The organism is Branchiibius cervicis, from assembly GCF_042661605.1.
GTDB classification, from domain to species: domain Bacteria; phylum Actinomycetota; class Actinomycetes; order Actinomycetales; family Dermatophilaceae; genus Branchiibius; species Branchiibius cervicis.
This window is the reverse complement of the sequence record NZ_JBHSWJ010000002.1, coordinates 149,311-164,260: the sequence shown is the minus strand read 5'-3', so window position 1 is coordinate 164,260 and position 14,950 is coordinate 149,311. Positions and strand designations below refer to the sequence as shown.

At 67.0% G+C, this 14,950-nt stretch carries 15 protein-coding genes; 10 read left to right on the top strand and 5 right to left on the bottom strand.

The annotated features are described in order from the left end of the window. Positions 1-41 precede the first annotated feature (41 nt). From ACFQBT_RS01070 to ACFQBT_RS01055, 4 genes are all read right to left on the bottom strand, one after another. Complete coding sequence (locus tag ACFQBT_RS01070; protein WP_377819984.1) at positions 42-719, bottom strand: anti-sigma factor; 678 nt, start codon at positions 717-719, stop codon at positions 42-44. Next, the gene (locus ACFQBT_RS01065; RefSeq protein ID WP_377819983.1) at positions 706-1,263 is read right to left on the bottom strand and encodes an RNA polymerase sigma factor; all 558 of its coding nucleotides are present in this window, start codon (positions 1,261-1,263) and stop codon (positions 706-708) included. Before ACFQBT_RS01065 ends, ACFQBT_RS01070 begins: the two co-directional genes overlap by 14 nt. Positions 1,264-1,365: 102 nt before the next feature. Next, on the bottom strand, positions 1,366-2,016 hold the full coding sequence (locus ACFQBT_RS01060) for a fasciclin domain-containing protein (RefSeq protein WP_377819982.1): 651 nt from the start codon (positions 2,014-2,016) through the stop codon (positions 1,366-1,368). Positions 2,017-2,116: 100 nt separating this feature from the next. Then, the gene (locus ACFQBT_RS01055) at positions 2,117-2,971 is read right to left on the bottom strand and encodes a tryptophan 2,3-dioxygenase (RefSeq protein ID WP_377819981.1); all 855 of its coding nucleotides are present in this window, start codon (positions 2,969-2,971) and stop codon (positions 2,117-2,119) included. A 131-nt stretch (positions 2,972-3,102) separates the two neighbouring features. Here ACFQBT_RS01055 and ACFQBT_RS01050 point away from each other — a divergent pair, with 131 nt between their 5' ends. From ACFQBT_RS01050 to ACFQBT_RS01005, 10 genes are all read left to right on the top strand, one after another. Then, the gene (locus tag ACFQBT_RS01050; protein WP_377819979.1) at positions 3,103-4,734 is read left to right on the top strand and encodes an HAD family acid phosphatase; all 1,632 of its coding nucleotides are present in this window, start codon (positions 3,103-3,105) and stop codon (positions 4,732-4,734) included. Positions 4,735-4,898: 164 nt separating this feature from the next. Next, entirely contained in the window at positions 4,899-5,738 is an 840-nt protein-coding gene (locus ACFQBT_RS01045) for a siderophore-interacting protein (protein ID WP_377819977.1), read from the top strand. Between the two features lie 33 nt (positions 5,739-5,771). Continuing rightward, positions 5,772-6,827, top strand: a complete 1,056-nt coding sequence (locus ACFQBT_RS01040; RefSeq protein ID WP_377819976.1) for an ABC transporter substrate-binding protein — start codon at positions 5,772-5,774, stop codon at positions 6,825-6,827. Beyond that, positions 6,824-7,879 carry an ABC transporter substrate-binding protein gene (locus ACFQBT_RS01035; protein ID WP_377819975.1) on the top strand — a complete coding sequence of 352 codons (1,056 nt, stop codon included), beginning with the start codon at positions 6,824-6,826 and terminating at the stop codon, positions 7,877-7,879. The genes ACFQBT_RS01040 and ACFQBT_RS01035 overlap by 4 nt, the downstream gene beginning before the upstream one ends. After that, positions 7,876-8,802: a FecCD family ABC transporter permease gene (locus ACFQBT_RS01030; protein ID WP_377819974.1), complete on the top strand. Its 927-nt coding sequence runs from the start codon at positions 7,876-7,878 to the stop codon at positions 8,800-8,802. The genes ACFQBT_RS01035 and ACFQBT_RS01030 overlap by 4 nt, the downstream gene beginning before the upstream one ends. 61 nt (positions 8,803-8,863) lie before the next feature. After that, the gene (locus ACFQBT_RS01025; protein WP_377819973.1) at positions 8,864-9,925 is read left to right on the top strand and encodes a FecCD family ABC transporter permease; all 1,062 of its coding nucleotides are present in this window, start codon (positions 8,864-8,866) and stop codon (positions 9,923-9,925) included. Then, entirely contained in the window at positions 9,918-10,739 is an 822-nt protein-coding gene (locus ACFQBT_RS01020) for an ABC transporter ATP-binding protein (RefSeq protein ID WP_377819972.1), read from the top strand. The genes ACFQBT_RS01025 and ACFQBT_RS01020 overlap by 8 nt, the downstream gene beginning before the upstream one ends. A gap of 213 nt (positions 10,740-10,952) precedes the next feature. Beyond that, on the top strand, positions 10,953-11,180 hold the full coding sequence (locus ACFQBT_RS01015) for an RNA polymerase subunit sigma-70 (RefSeq protein WP_377819971.1): 228 nt from the start codon (positions 10,953-10,955) through the stop codon (positions 11,178-11,180). 31 nt (positions 11,181-11,211) lie between these two features. Beyond that, positions 11,212-12,144: a Clp protease N-terminal domain-containing protein gene (locus ACFQBT_RS01010; RefSeq protein ID WP_377819970.1), complete on the top strand. Its 933-nt coding sequence runs from the start codon at positions 11,212-11,214 to the stop codon at positions 12,142-12,144. Between the two features lie 210 nt (positions 12,145-12,354). Further along, complete coding sequence (locus tag ACFQBT_RS01005) at positions 12,355-13,665, top strand: alpha/beta hydrolase (protein ID WP_377819969.1); 1,311 nt, start codon at positions 12,355-12,357, stop codon at positions 13,663-13,665. A 121-nt stretch (positions 13,666-13,786) separates the two neighbouring features. On the opposite strand, the gene ACFQBT_RS01000 is transcribed toward ACFQBT_RS01005, so the two are convergent. Beyond that, positions 13,787-14,941, bottom strand: a complete 1,155-nt coding sequence (locus ACFQBT_RS01000; protein WP_377819968.1) for a magnesium and cobalt transport protein CorA — start codon at positions 14,939-14,941, stop codon at positions 13,787-13,789. Positions 14,942-14,950 lie beyond the last annotated feature (9 nt).

The following is a 14,950-nucleotide window of genomic DNA, read 5'->3' as shown; positions in this document are numbered from 1 at the left end:
AGTGCATGAGGACCCCGGGCGGATGCGTCCGGGGTCTTCTCTCATGCCGACCTCACGGTCAACTTGCCGCGCAGCAGGCTGTCACCGGAGTGGGCCGGGTTGTTGTCGTACTGCTCCTGCGAAATGTCCACGATCAGATAGCCGCTCTTGACCAGGCCGGCACTCATCGGGAAGGTCTCGACGCCCTCACCACGCAGCACACCCACCGGGACCATGCGCTTGCCGTCGGTGTTGAGCAACCACACCTGCAGATATCCGTCGCCGGCGTTCAGCGGCTTGGTGGTATCGATGCGCAGCGCCATCCCGGACCGGGAGTCGATCAGTTGGGCCGAGCCACCCTGCTGTCCGGTGTCCAACGTGTCCAGCGCGACCTGGGTGACCGTCGTCGATCGCGGACCGTCGCTCCCCACCAGACGGCCCGCGCCGAACCCAATGACAATGCCCACGACGGCCACGGCTGCTGCCATTGCGAGCTTGCGGGGCCAGGATCGCCGTCGAGCAACCGCACCCGTCTCCGACTGGATGGCCGCCCACACCGACGCCGGCGGTGCCAGCCATTCGGCGTCGTCGGGCGCACCGTAGGCGACAGAGAGCAGATCCCGGAATTCCTGCACCGAGACGCCGCACTGATCGCACGCGCCGATGTGGTCGCGCACGTCATCAGGCAGGTTCTCGCCGAGGGCGGCGGCAGCCAGGATGTCGTCGTCAGGGTGCGCCATCGCTGCTCTCCTCCTTCAACCGCCTCCGTAGTTCGAGCAGTCCTCTGCGGACGTGACTCTTGACGGTACCCAGCGGGATACCGAGTCGTTCGCTGATCTCCGCGTACGGCCGGTCCTCCACGATGGCCATTCGTAGCACCGCGGCGCGTGGATCCCCCAACCTCTCCAACTCGTGCAACAGGAAGATGCGTTGGGCCGCGTCGTCGACCTGCGGGTACGTCGATCCGGCCGCCACCGCGTCCGCGTTGCGTCGCGCGCGGTGCCGCTCGGCCCGCAGATCGGCGATCCGGTGCTTGGTGATGGCGACCAGCCACGCGGCCGGTGAACCCCGGCCGGGCACCAGGGTGTGCCGGCTTCGCCACGCCGACAGGAACACCTGCTGGGTCACGTCCTCGGCGTCCTGGGCGTCCTCTAGCGCCCGGCGGGCGATGGTGTGCACCAGCGTTCCCCAGCGCCGGAACATCTCCGCGAGCGCGTCAGGATCCCCGGACACCAAACGGGCGGACAGTTCGGCGTCCGCGCGCGAGTCCCCCTGCGCCGACACGCCGCTCAGCCAACCACACAAAGCGGATGCCGAGGGTGTGGCCGACGAAGGTACGCCGAAACGCGGACGCGAGCGCACGGCGTACCTTCGTCAGCGGATGGGTCAGAGATCAGCGGGACGCAGCACCGCGGTGATGCCGTGCGCGATCTGCTTGTTGCCGTAGTTGAGGTTGAGCTGGAACAGGTTCACGAACGGGTCGGCGGTGTTCGGGTCGTTGTCCTTCAGCCGGATCAACGGCAGCGGCTTGAGGACATCGACGGTGAACGTCTTGCCCGCTAGCGCCGTGGGCAGGACCGCGTTGTCCGAGCGCAAAGCGGTCACGGCGTCGATCGTTTTGCCCGGCACCACGTGGTACTCCAGGATCTGCTCGATGGTGTCGATCCCGAGACTGCTGACGACGTTGAAGACCTGCTGCTCGGAGCGGACCCACTTGCCGGTCAGGTCATGCACCAGATTCCGGAAGGCGAAGTCCTCCGGCAGGAACGCCGTCAACGGCACGTTCCCGTCCGCGAGGAGGGCGACGGGGCTGGTCGGCTTGGCCTTCACCACGGCGAGGACCGCAGCGGTCACGATGTCGTAGTCGTAGGGGTTGTTGTCGAATCCGACACCGCCCGCGGTCAGGTAGGCGGCCAGGCTGCGGCTGCCTGCGGTGGGCACAGCGGCCTTGGTCTGGGCCGATGCCGGAGCGGCCGCGAGCGCAGGCACCGCCAGTGCGACGGCAACGGCGACTGGTACGAGGTGACGCGTTTTCATCAGAGGGACTCCTCGGAATAGGTAGCGGATGCCAGCAGGCACCCACCAACTTCTCCGGTGCACGGGCCCCGCAGGATGCACCGGACCTCAACCGGTCGACCTACCGACCGATCAGTGTGCGCACCGCGTACAGCTCGGGGAAGAACGTCAGGTCCAGGGCCCGGCGCAGGAAGTCCACGCCGGAGCTACCGCCGGTGCCCGTCTTGAAACCGATCGTGCGCTGCACCGTACGCAAGTGCCGGAACCGCCAGAACTGGAACGCGTCCTCCAGGTCGACCAGGTCCTCGCAGGCGGCGTACTCGGCCCACTGACTACTGGTGTCCTCGTAGATGCGCTCGAAGACCGGCAGTAGCACGTCGTCCTGCACCCACGCCCGTGTCACGTCCCGCTCGAGGACGGATGCGGGTACGTCGTGCCCGTGCCTGGCGAGGTACCGCAGGAATGCGTCGTAGACCGTCGGCGTCTCCAACAGCTCCTGCAACTCGGCCTGCGCCTCCGGCTGCTCGGCGAAGACCCGCAGCATGCCGGCGTTCTTGTTGCCCAGGATGAACTCGACGGCCCGGTACTGGTAGGACTGGAAACCGGAGGATGAGCCCAGGAAGCCGCGGAACTCCGCGTATTCGCTCGGAGTGAGGGTCGCCAGCACCGACCACTGCTCGGCCAGCGTGCGGAAGATGTGCTTGACCCGGGCCAACGCCTTGCGGGCCCGGCTGACGTCGTCGGCCTCGAGATAGGTGCGCACGGCGCGCAATTCGTGCAGGACGAGTTTGAACCACAGTTCCGTGGTCTGGTGCTGCACGATGAACAGCAGCTCATCGGGGTGCACCGGCTGGCTCATCGGGTGTTGCGCGGACAGCAACCGCTCCAGCTCCAGATAGCTGCCGTAGGACATCCGCGAGCTGAAATCGGTGCGGATGCCCGCCTCGATCGGTCGCTCGCCGTCGTTCACCGTCATCGTGGTCCTCTCCTCGGCATAGATGCTCCCACGTGCAAGCGATTGACCAGGCGCGAAGACCCCGTAGCCCCGCAGCGCCGTACTAGCGTCGGAAGGTCCGTCAACACCGACTCGGAAGTGGTGCGCCACCCATGCCCCGATCCAGATCAGCCGCGACAGCGCTCGTCGTCGCAGCCACGCTCCCGTTGCTCAGCCTCGCCAGCACGGCCGACGCCCGGACGACCCCGCGGGTCCCCGATGCGGCCGTCAAGAGCCTGAGCCAGTTCACCGACCAGTTCCTCACCCCACGCACGCACTTCACGATGCAGGCAGACGGTTCGAGCGGGAAAACCGTTGGTGGAGCAGGCATTCCGAACATCGACTCGGTGAAGTCGACGATCCGGACCTACTACAACGCGGACGCGACCGGTATCGCGAACAAGACCAGCTCGCCGTACATCAATGAGATGTCCTCGCTCCTGCGCAAGACGGCCAAGCAGCTGAAGGCGATGTACGCCAAGAGCGCCAAGTCCGGCAAGAAGCCGGCCATCGTCCTCGACGCGGATGACACCACGTTGTGGACCTATGACATGGAAGACAACGCCATGCACTTCAACTTCGACCCCGCATTGCAGGACGTGTGGGTGCAGGGGCAGAAGTTCCCGGCGACCCCGGGGATGGTGAGCTTCGTCAAGGCCGCGCAGGACGCCGGCTTCGCCATCTTCGGCCTGACCGGCCGCGGCGACAGCCAGAAGGCGGCAACGCTGGGCAACCTGTCCAAAGTCGGTTACACCGCCTTCAACTCCGGCAACTTCTACACCAAATGGGCTGGAGCGCAGCCGGATTACATCACCTGTGCCGCCGTGAAGTGTACGACCGTGGAATACAAAGCGGGCACCCGCAAGCACATCGAGTCGCTGGGTTACGACATCGCCCTGAACGTCGGTGACCAGTTTTCCGACCTGCAGGGCGGGTACGCCGATCGGCCGCTGAAACTGCCCAACCCCACCTACTACCTGCCCTCCCCGGACCTGCCGGGCAAGAGCGAGCCGTGGCTCTCGCCGCGCACGCACTTCACCATGAAGGCAGACGGTTCGAGCGGGAAAACCGTTGGTGGAGAAGGCATTCCGAATATCGACTCGGTGAAGTCGACGATCCGGACCTATTACAACGCGGACGCGACCGGTATCGCGAACAAGACCAGCTCGCCGTACATCACAGAGCTGACCCGCCTGACCGGCACCATCAGCCCGGCGCTGAACGCGGCGTGCAGCCTGAGCTCGCGGTTCGGCATCAAGCCGGCCATCGTCCTCGACGCGGACGACACCACGTTGTGGACGTACGACATGGAAGACAACGCCATGCACTTCAATTTCGACCCCGCCCTGCAGGACGTATGGGTACAGGGGCAGAAGTTCCCCGCGACGCCGGCGATGACGGCGCTGGTCAACTCCGCGAACAAGGCCGGATGCACCCTGATCGGTCTGACCGGTCGCGGCGCGGCCCAGAAGGACGCAACGCTGGGCAACCTGGCCAAGGTCGGCTACACCGGCTTCGCCGCCGAGAACTACTACACCAAGTGGGCCACGGGCGAGCAGCCGAGTTACATCAACTGTGCGGCCGCCAAGTGCACGACGATCGAGTACAAGAGCCAGACCCGCGCGCACGTGCAGTCGCAGGGGTACACGATCATCGCCAACTTCGGTGACCAGTTCAGCGACCTCATCGGCGGAAGTGCCCTGGTGCCGGTGAAATTGCCGAACCCGACGTACTACCTGCCCTAGCCACGGGGTACCACGAGGGCCGGGTCGATGCGACCCGGCCCCTTCCTGTTTCCGTCCCCGGACCCCGCTTGACGCGCACCGCCCCTCGTGTCTTAGGTTAGCCTTGCCTGCCTATCCGGGTGGGGGTTCGCTGGGACGAACCTGGACGAAGACTGTGAGCGCTCATGCCGGCCTACACCCGCTGGGAAAAACTCCAGTTGAAGGCCGTCACGGCGTACGCCGGAGCGGTCATGGCCCCGGCGCCGCAACGTACCTACTACGACCTGTTCGAGGCCACGGTCCGCCACGTTCGGCAGGTGGCTCAGCAGGTCCGGCGGATCACCCTCACCGCGCCGCGGATCGCCCAGGCGAGGACCAACGGTCCCGACGAATACTTCGGCCTCACCGTCCCGGGCGCCAGCGGCGACCTGCACCTGCCGGCTCCGAAGATGAACGTCCGTGCTGCGATCGCCGCGATGCCGGAGGCTGACCGCCCCGATCTGCGGTGGTACACGATCCACGAACTACGCACCGCCGCAGCCGAACTCGACTTCGACGTCGTACTGCACGGTGACAGCGGCCCCGGTTCTGCGTGGGCCGTTCGCGCTGAGCCCGGGATGCCCGTAGGTGTCCGCCAGGGCACCGCGACGTACGCTCCCCCACAAGCCGGCGCTCGCCTGCTGATCGGCGACGAAACCGCCGCCCCCGCCATCGGCGCGATCCTGACGCAGGGGCCGTTGCCCGAAGGCTCTCGGGTCCTGGTCGAGACTCCGGACGCCGACCACCTCAGCCCGCTGCCCGACGTACCCGGATTGAGCGTTCTCACCCGCGGCGCGGACGTTCCCGGCAGCGCGCTCACCACCGCGCTGGCCCGGGTCGACACCACTGACCTGGCCTACGCCTGGGTCTGCGGCGAACAGTCGCTGGCCACGGGCATCCGCCGCACGCTCGTCAAAGAGCGCGGCATGGACCGCAAATCGGTTCTCTTCTCCGGCTACTGGAAGCTCGGATCTCCCCGTTTCTGACCACCTCAACCGACTACAGGAGTACCCACCAGCATGACCGTCTCTCGTCGCGCCGTCCTCGGTGCCTTCGGTGCCCTGGGCACCACTGCCGCGCTCGCTGCCTGCTCCACCGGCTCGAGTGACAGCAGCACCCCCTCCGGCACCGGTAGCGGCCCGGGCACCGCGTCCGGCACCTTCCCGGTGAGCATCAAGAACTCGTTCGGTACGGCGACCATCACCCGAGCGCCGGCCCGGGTCACCACCGTGGGTATCGCCAACGAGGACTACCTGGCGGCGCTGGGGGTCGTGCCGGTGATGGCGCCCAAGTGGGAGCAGCCGTCGGGCAACGCCAGCGGTTCGACCGATTGGTTCGACGCCGCGGTCAAGGAACTGGGCAAGGAAGCGCCCCAGCGGTACAGCGTCAGCGACGCCACCCCGATCGACGAGATCGCCAAGTCCACACCGGACCTGCTCTTCGGGCCCTATTCCGGTCTGACCGCGGACGAATACGCCAAGGCGACCAAGCTCGCCCCGACGGTCGCCGCTCCGGGAGCGCCCTACGGGGCCACCTGGCAGCAGTGCCTGGAGATCGCCGGGCAGGCCATCGGCAAGGTGTCCGAGGCGTCGACCGCCAAGGCCGAACTGGAGAAAAAGATCGCCGACGCGGTCGCGAAGTACCCGGCCATCAAAGGCAAGTCGGTCGCAGTGCTGCGCTTCATGCCGACCGACACCTCGAAGATCTATTCCACCACCACCCTCGACCCGCGCACCGCTTTGTTGCTCGAATTCGGTTTCACGACACCGCAGTTCGTCACCGACCTTTCCAAGGCGAACCCGCAGTCCTACGGTGCCGCGATCTCCGCGGAAAAGGCGGCCAGCACCATCGCCGCCGACGTCGCCCTGATCTTCACCGACAAGGAGTCCAGCTTCGACGTGCTGAAGTCGAACGCCCTGTTGGGCAAGATCCCCAACGTCCAGAACGGCACCGCGGTCTTCCTGGCCGACACCTCGGACACCAACGCGATGAACACCCCGACCGTCCTGTCCATACCGGTGGTGCTGGAGAAGTTCCTGCCCCAGATCGGCGACGCAGCAGGGAAGGCGAAATGAGCAACCGAGCCTTCACCCGGCGTACCCTCCTCGGCGTCTTCGGCGCGGGGGCGGCCGGCGCCGCACTCGCCGCCTGCTCGACCGGTTCCACCACTGGATCGCCCTCCGGCAGTGACGGTTCGGGCACCAGCGACGCGGGCACCTACCCCGTCACGATCAAACACGCCCTGGGTACGACGACGATTACCAAGGCGCCCACCCGCATCGCCACCGTGGCCGAGACCGACCAGGACCTGCTGGCCTCCCTCGGGATCGTGCCCGTGCTGGTTCCCGCGACCAGCTGGGGCGGTAACTCCCGCAAGTCGACCGACTGGTTCGACGCGGCCATCAAGAAGCTCGGCAAGGACTACCCGGCGCAGTACAACAACGCCGACAAGCTGCCCGTCGACGAGATCGCCAAGGCCACCCCGGATCTCATCCTGGCCACGAACTCCGGGCTGACCGCCGACGACTACGCCAAGCTGTCCAAGATCGCGCCGACCGTCGCCTACCCGGGTGACCCGTGGGGTACGACGTGGCAGGACTCCCTGGAGCTCGTCGGCAAAGCGGTGGGCAAGACCGGCGAGGCCGCAGCGCTGAAGGACCGGACACAGAAGCAGATCGACGACGCCAAGGCGAAGTACCCGCAGATCAGCGGCAAGACCGCGACCTGGCTCTACCTGGACCCGACCAGCAATGCCACGTTCAGCGTCTACCTGCCGCTGGACAACCGCCCGCGGATGCTCAACGAATTCGGCTTCAGCACACCGGCTTTCGTCGAGACCCTGCAGAAGGCCAACGACGGCAAGTTCTACGCGGACATCTCCGCGGAGAAGGCCAACACCGCACAGGCCGACGTCGCGGTCTTCTACGTGACGGCGCCCGGTGACGTGGACAAGCTGAAGTCGGACAAGCTGCTGGGCCAGATCCCGTCGCTGAAGTCCGGCACCTACGTGGCAGCGGCCGACAACACCATCTCCCTGACCATGGGAGTGCCGACGACCTTGAGCATCCCGGTGGCCATCGAGAAGTTCGTGCCCGACCTGGCGAAGGCTGCGGAAAAGGTCTCGTGACGAAGCGCTCCAGCACAGCCGTGATGGTCAGCATCGTGATGCTGGCCGTCACCGTCATGTTGTCCCTCATGCTCGGCGCGCAGGCCCTGTCCCCGATTGAGGTCGTCAAAGCCGTCTTCGGCGGCAGCACCCCCGAGGTGCAGGCGATCGTGCAGTCGCGCGAATCGCGCACCCTGATCGGCATCATTGTCGGGATTGCGATCGCCCTGTCCGGCGCGGCGATGCAGGGCATCACCCGCAATCCGCTGGCCGATCCGGGACTGCTGGGCGTGGACTCCGGTGCCGCGCTGGCCGTGGTGATCGGTCTCACGACCGGGGTGGCGACCAGCCAGCTCAGCTTCGTCCTGCTGGCGCTGCTGGGCGGAGCCGTGGCGGCCGTGCTGGTCTACTTGATCGCCTCGGCCGGCGCTCGCGGCCCGGACCCGATCACGATGACCCTGGCCGGGGCGGCGATGGCCGCGGCCGCCAGCGGACTGATCGCCGGGCTGCTGATCACCCACCAGCAGGCACTGGACGTCTACCGATTCTGGTCGGTCGGCTCGGTAGGCGGGCGCGACCTGTCGGTGCTGCCGACGACACTGCCCTTCCTGATCGTCGGCCTGCTCATCGTGCTTGCGGGGGCGCCGGCGCTGAATGCTCTGGCGCTGGGCGACGAAATGGCAACGACCCTGGGCCACAACGTACTTCGTGCCCGGGCTCTCATCGCCCTCGGCGCGGTGCTGCTAGCGGCCGGGGCGACATCGATCGCCGGACCGATCGCCTTCGTGGGCCTGGTGATCCCCCACTTCGCGCGCATCCTGCGCGGCCCGGACTACCGGTCGATCCTGCCGCTGTGCATCGTCCTCGGCCCGGTGCTGCTGCTGCTCGCCGACGTCATCGGCCGCGTGATCCAACCCCCGGTGAAGTGTCCGCCGGCATCCTGACCGCAGTCGTGGGTGTGCCGGTGCTGATCTACCTGGTGCGCCGACCGGGGGTGGTGGTCGCGTGACGACGATCCTGTCCCAGGAAATCCGGCCCGAGTCGGTCGAGAAGGTGCGCTCGACCCGCAAACGGGTGGCTCGGCGTACGTCGATCGTGCTGACCGCGGTCATCCTCGTCTGGTTCACTCTGTTCGCCGCCCGGGTGCTGCTCGGCGACTTCACCATCACCATCCCGGACTTCTTCCGGATCGCCTTCGGCGGCGCACAGCTGCCGCCGGCGACCTTCATCCTGATGGAATCCAAACTGCCTGCGGCAGTGGCGGGTACGCTCGCCGGTCTGGCGTTCGGCGCCAGCGGGGCCGCCTTCCAAACGATGCTGCGGAACCCCTTGGCCAGCCCCGACGTCCTCGGCGTGACGCTGGGCTCGTCTGCCGCAGCGGTTTTTGCCCTCGTCGTGCTCGGCTGGTCCGGCCTGAGCATGTCCCTGGCCGCTCTCGTCGGCGGTATGGCTGTCGCAGTGGCGATCAACCTGTTGGCGGGGCGGGGCTCGGCCGCGACGTACCGGATGATCCTGATCGGCATCGGTGTCTCGGCGGGACTGTCCTCGTTCATCCAATGGATGTTGCAGCGCACCAGCATCTTCCAGGCGCAGGACGCGATGGTGTGGCTCACCGGCAGCCTCGCGGTCATCCCCTGGGACGGCGTCGCGCGCCTCGCGATTGCGGTGGTCGCGCTCCTGCCGCTGCTCGTGGCGTGCCTGCACGGTCTTCGGTTGCTCGAACTCGGTGACGACACCGCGCTGGCGCTGGGTCTCAACGCCGGTCGGCTACGACTCACCGTGAGCGTGCTCGTGGTGCTCCTGTGCGCGATGGCCACCTCGGTGACCGGACCCATCTCCTTCATCGGGCTGCTGTCCGGCCCGATCGCCCGTCGCCTGTGCGGCGGACGCCCGAATATCCTGGTCGCGGCGTTCGTGGGAGCCGCGACCGTGGTAGGCGCCGACTACATCGGCACCTACCTCATCCCCAACACCAATCTGCCAGTGGGTGTCATCACGGGTATCGCAGGTGCTCCCGTGCTGATCCTCCTGCTGCTCAAGTCGAGAGCGACGATCAAGGATGGCTGAGTTGACTGCCCTTCCCGTGACCACCAGCCGGTTGTCGGCCTCCGGGGTGAGTCTCGGGTACGACGACCGGCGGGTCATCGAGGACCTCACCTTTGCGCTGCCGGACGGTGAGATCACCGCCATCGTGGGGGCCAACGGTTGTGGCAAGTCCACCTTGCTGCGCGGCCTGACCCGGTTGCTGAAACCGACGTCGGGATCGGTCGTGCTGGACGGAAGGGACATTCACGCCATGTCGGGCAAGGAGGTCGCCCGCACGGTGGCTCTCCTGCCGCAGTCGCCGCTGGCGCCGGAAGGCATCACGGTGACCGAGCTGGTCAGCCGTGGCCGGCACCCCTACCACGGGATGTTCAAGCAGTGGTCGGCCGCCGACGAACGCGCGGTCACCGAAGCACTCGAGGTCACCGGCACGATCGAGATGGCCGACCGGGCGGTAGCGCAGTTGTCCGGTGGGCAGCGGCAACGCGTGTGGATCGCGATGGTGCTGGCCCAACAGACCGACCTGCTCCTGCTCGACGAGCCGACGTCCGCGTTGGACATCGCGCACGCCGTGGACGTGCTCGACCTGGTGACCGAGCTCAACCGCGACCGCGGGACGACGGTGGCGATGGTCCTGCACGACCTCAACCTGGCGGCGCGCTACGCCACCCACCTGGTCGCCGTACATCGTGGCTCGATCGTCGCCTCCGGTGCACCCGCCGACGTGGTCAATCCCGAGGTGGTCGAGCAGGTCTTCGGCATCGCCGCGCACGTCATCGCCGACCCCGTCTCGGGCACCCCGCTGATCATCCCGATCGGTCGCCACCACCGCGGCTAGACCGCTCTGCCTGCGCCGCGGCACCTTCATCGCGGCACCTTCATCGCGGCATCTTCATCGCGGCACCTCCTCATCCCTGCACCCTTTCCCCTGCGGTTTGGAAGCCGCCGCACCACGCTGCGCGCTCGTACGGTGCAGCGGCTTTCAAACCTCTGCTTGGCGTCGTGTCATGAAAAGTTGACATCCTTTCTGACGTCAAGTAATCTTCACAACGTGAGCGATCAGGAGATCCCGAGCCAGCAGCTTTCGACAGCTGCGACCGACGCAACGAGCCTGGACCCACGGACCGGTCTGACCGCCGTACGGGCCCTGCGCCAACTCGCGGACGCGCTCGAGCAGGTCCAGGTCGCCAACGCCCGCTCCCAAGGGTGGAGCTGGCAAGCCATCGCCGACGTGCTGCAGGTCAGCCGTCAGGCAGTGCACCAGAAGCACTCGCAGTGATTGCTTCCCCCAACTTTTCAAGGAGAACCGCATGTTCAACCGTTTCGATACTGAAACCCGGATCGCCGTCATGCAGGCGATCGACGAGGCCCGCGAACTGGGCCACGACCAGGTGGGCACCGACCACCTGCTGCTCGGCCTGTTGGCCAACGCCCGCGGCGACGCGGCGCGTGCGCTGACGCAGGCCGGTCTGGATTTCGCGACTGCCGAATCAGCCGTGATCGCCTTCCACGAAGCACACCCCTCCCCCGAGGCCGAGAACAAATCCGCCTCGGACGACGAGGAATTGGACGCCGACCTGGCCGCAGATCGTGAGTCGTTGGCCGCCGTCGGCATCGATTTGGACTCCGTCCGGGAGGCCGTTCGTCGGCGCTTCGGCGCAGACATCGCCGAGAACTGGGGCACCGGCCGGCGGGGCGACGGTTTCGGCCCGAGAGGCCGTGGCCGGGGACGGCGCGGTCCGCGCAGCGAGCGCCTCGGCCCGATGCGTCGGTTCAGTCCGCAGTTGCGCGACGTGATGACCGGCCTCATGCACGAGGCGAGGATGGACTTCACCCAGAGCCGGCTCGACGAGGCGCAGGAGCGTCTCAACGAGCAGCGCGAGGCGGGCCCACGTGACTTCGCGGACGCCCGGGAGGGCGGCCCGCGCGGTGAGCGCGGCCCTCGGGGTCGCGGCCGGGGTCACCACACCCACCACCGCTTCGCACCGGGCGGTCCGCGAGAGGGCATGCGCCCCGGGCCCGGCGAATGGGGTTTCGGCCCCGACGACTTCGGCGGACGCGGACCCGGCCGCGGCGAAGGCCGCGGGGAGGGTCGCGGCGGACGCCGTGGTTTCGGCGGCCCGCGACTGAGCGCTGACAAGGTGCTCGTCGCCCTGCTGCAGTCCGACGACCCGGCCCTGGGCGCTGTACTCGGTCAGATCGACCGGCAGGCCCTGATCGGTGCAGTGGGCACCGACGCCTGACCCGGCAAATTCACTGGCCGTGGGGGCTTCATGACCTTGAGTCATGAAGCCCCCACGGCCATGTCACGACCCGCGGGTTTCCCGAATGATGAGATAAATGACTAATTCAGGAAACCTTATGATCAGGAACCCTGTTTTTTAAGAGTGGCCGGTGTCACTCTTTCTAGCGGTGCGGCACTTCCGCGCTGACCAGACGAAAGGACACCGTTCATGCACGTGAGGTTCTCGACCCTCGTCGGATGCGCAGCAGCCGCTGCACTCGCCCTCGTGGCCCCGGCGGCCCACGCGACCACGTCGCCGGGACCCGCTGCCGGCACCCAGCATTTCACCGGAGCGCTGCCCGACGGGGCGACGTGGGTCGGCGACCTGCCGGCCAACTGGAATGGCACCTTGGTGTTGTACAGCCACGGCTTCGGCACCCTCAATCCCGTCGACTCGCCCAATGCCGCAACACAATCCGCTCTCCTACAGGAGGGTTACGCATTGGTGGGGTCGTCGTACGCCGGTCCCTCGTTGTGGGCGGTCGCCTCTGCGCCCGCGGACCAGTTCGCGGCCCTGGCCGCCATGAAGAAGCTGACTGGACGCCCCAACCAGGTGCTGGCCTACGGTACGTCGATGGGCGGGCTGATCAGCTCGCTGGAGGACGAGCGGGCGAACGGACGCCTCGACGGCGCACTGACGACCTGTGGCCTGCTCGGGGGCGGGGTCAACCTGAACAACTACCAACTGGACGGCGAGTACGCGATTGCCCGGTTGCTTGCGCCGGGGCAGGACATCAAGCTGGTCGACTACGCGTCACCGGCCGAGGCGAGTACGGCTGCGGCGCAACTGAAAGCAGCCGTCGTCGCGGCCCAGCAAACCCCCGAGGGCCGCGCGCGAATCTCTCTGGCGGCCGCCTTGCTGAATACACCGGACTGGTTCGCCGGTGACAATCCGCCGCGCTCGGCGGTCGAGCAAGAAGTCCAGCAGGAGCAGTGGCTGGAAATCCAGATCGGTTTCGTGGTCGGTGCCCGCCCGTCCATCGAGCAGGCGGTCGGCGGCAATGCCTCGTGGAATGCCGGAGTCGATTACGACAGCCTCCTGCAGCAGTCCGCGCAGTACCGGACGGTGAAGTCGTTGTACCGCGCGGCGGGCGTGAACCTTTCGACGGATCTGCGCAATCTCACCAGCCATGCCGACATCTACCCCGATGTTGCTGCGCTGAAACGGCTTTCGAAGACGGCCGTGCCCTCTGGGCGGTTGCAGGTCCCCGAGCTCACCCTGCACACCATCTCCGATCAGCTGGCGCCGGTGTCGTTCGAGAATTGGTACCGCGACCGTGTGCAGCAGGCCGGAAGAAGCACCCTTCTCCGCCAGGCATACGTGAAATCCATCGGGCACTGCAGCTTCTCCCCGAGCGAGATCGTCGCGGGGCTGAAGAGTCTTCAGCAGCGCGTCAGCTCCGGCTACTGGCCAGCCACGAGTGCGGCCGCGCTCAACGCACGGGCACAGGCCGGGGGCTGGGAGCTGGCCGCTTCGTGAACTTCGCGCCGCCGACGTTCGTCAACGCCCGCGGATTCGCTGGCTGGCCGCGCGGCTGACCAGCGCATCGTCCTCGGCGGGTTCATGACTGCGGGTCATGAACCCGCCGAGCCGCAAGTGGTCACAGCCACTTGTTGCGTTTGAAAAGGAAGAAGAGGGTCCCGCACACCAGGACCATCAGCATCAGGCTGAACGGATAGCCCTCGGCCCAGCTCAGTTCCGGCATCTTCGTGAAGTTCATCCCGTAGATCCCGGAGATCAGCGACGGCGCGAAGAGGATCGCGGCCCACGCCGAGATCTTCTTGACCTCGTCGTTCTGCGCCATCCCCGCCTCGGTTAGCCGGCGCATCTCCTCGTTCTGGGTCTGCGCGACCATGGTCGCGTTGAGGGTGAGGATGTTGGCCAGGGATTCGCGGAACCCGCTGACCCGCTCGGCCACGATCGTGGCGTGGTCGGCGACGTCGCGGAAGTTGTTCTGCAAATCCTCCGTGGTGCCGTACTTCGCGAAACCCTCTTCGATGTGATGCAGCACGTCCAGCAACGGGCGCACCGCGCGTTGGAATCCGAGGACTTCCTGCGACAACTCGTAGATCCGTCGCGACACCGTCGGGTCGGATTCGAAGACCTGCGCCTCGATCTCGTCGATGTCGTTCTCGAGGCCTGCGACCACGGGCCCGTAGCCGTCCACCACGTAGTCGGCGACGGCGTAGAGCACCGCCTCCGGGCCCAGCGCCAGCAGCTCGGGACTGGCCTCGAGCCGCTCGCGTACCGGTGTGAGCGAAGGCTCGGGGCTGTGCCGGACGGTGATGACGAAGTCGGGGCCGAGGAAGACGTGGATCTCACCGAAGGCCACCGTCTCCGTGCGGTCGTCGTAGGTTGCGGCCCGTAGAACGACGAAGAGCGTGTCGCCATAACGTTCGATCTTGGGTCGCTGGTGGGCCAGGATCGCGTCCTCGACCGCCAGCGGGTGCAGGTTGAACGTCGCCGCGAGCTCGTGGATCTGGTCCTCGCTCGCTCCGTGTACGCCGATCCAAGCCATCGGCGCGCGACCCGCCTCGGTCTCGTGCAGGGCGAGGCAGTCGCGGACTTCACCGATCGTCTCCGGCCGATCGACCCGATGCCCCTCGAGATAAACCGCTCGCTCGACCACCGAGGAATCGACCGGCCGGGTGGCCGCAGGCGTCTCGGCCGGTTCAGGCTGCTGTGCGGACCGGGTACCGAGCGAGCGCAATACCTCGGGGATGTCGTCGTTCCCCCAGCGTTTCCACGTCGGCACGCGCTCAGC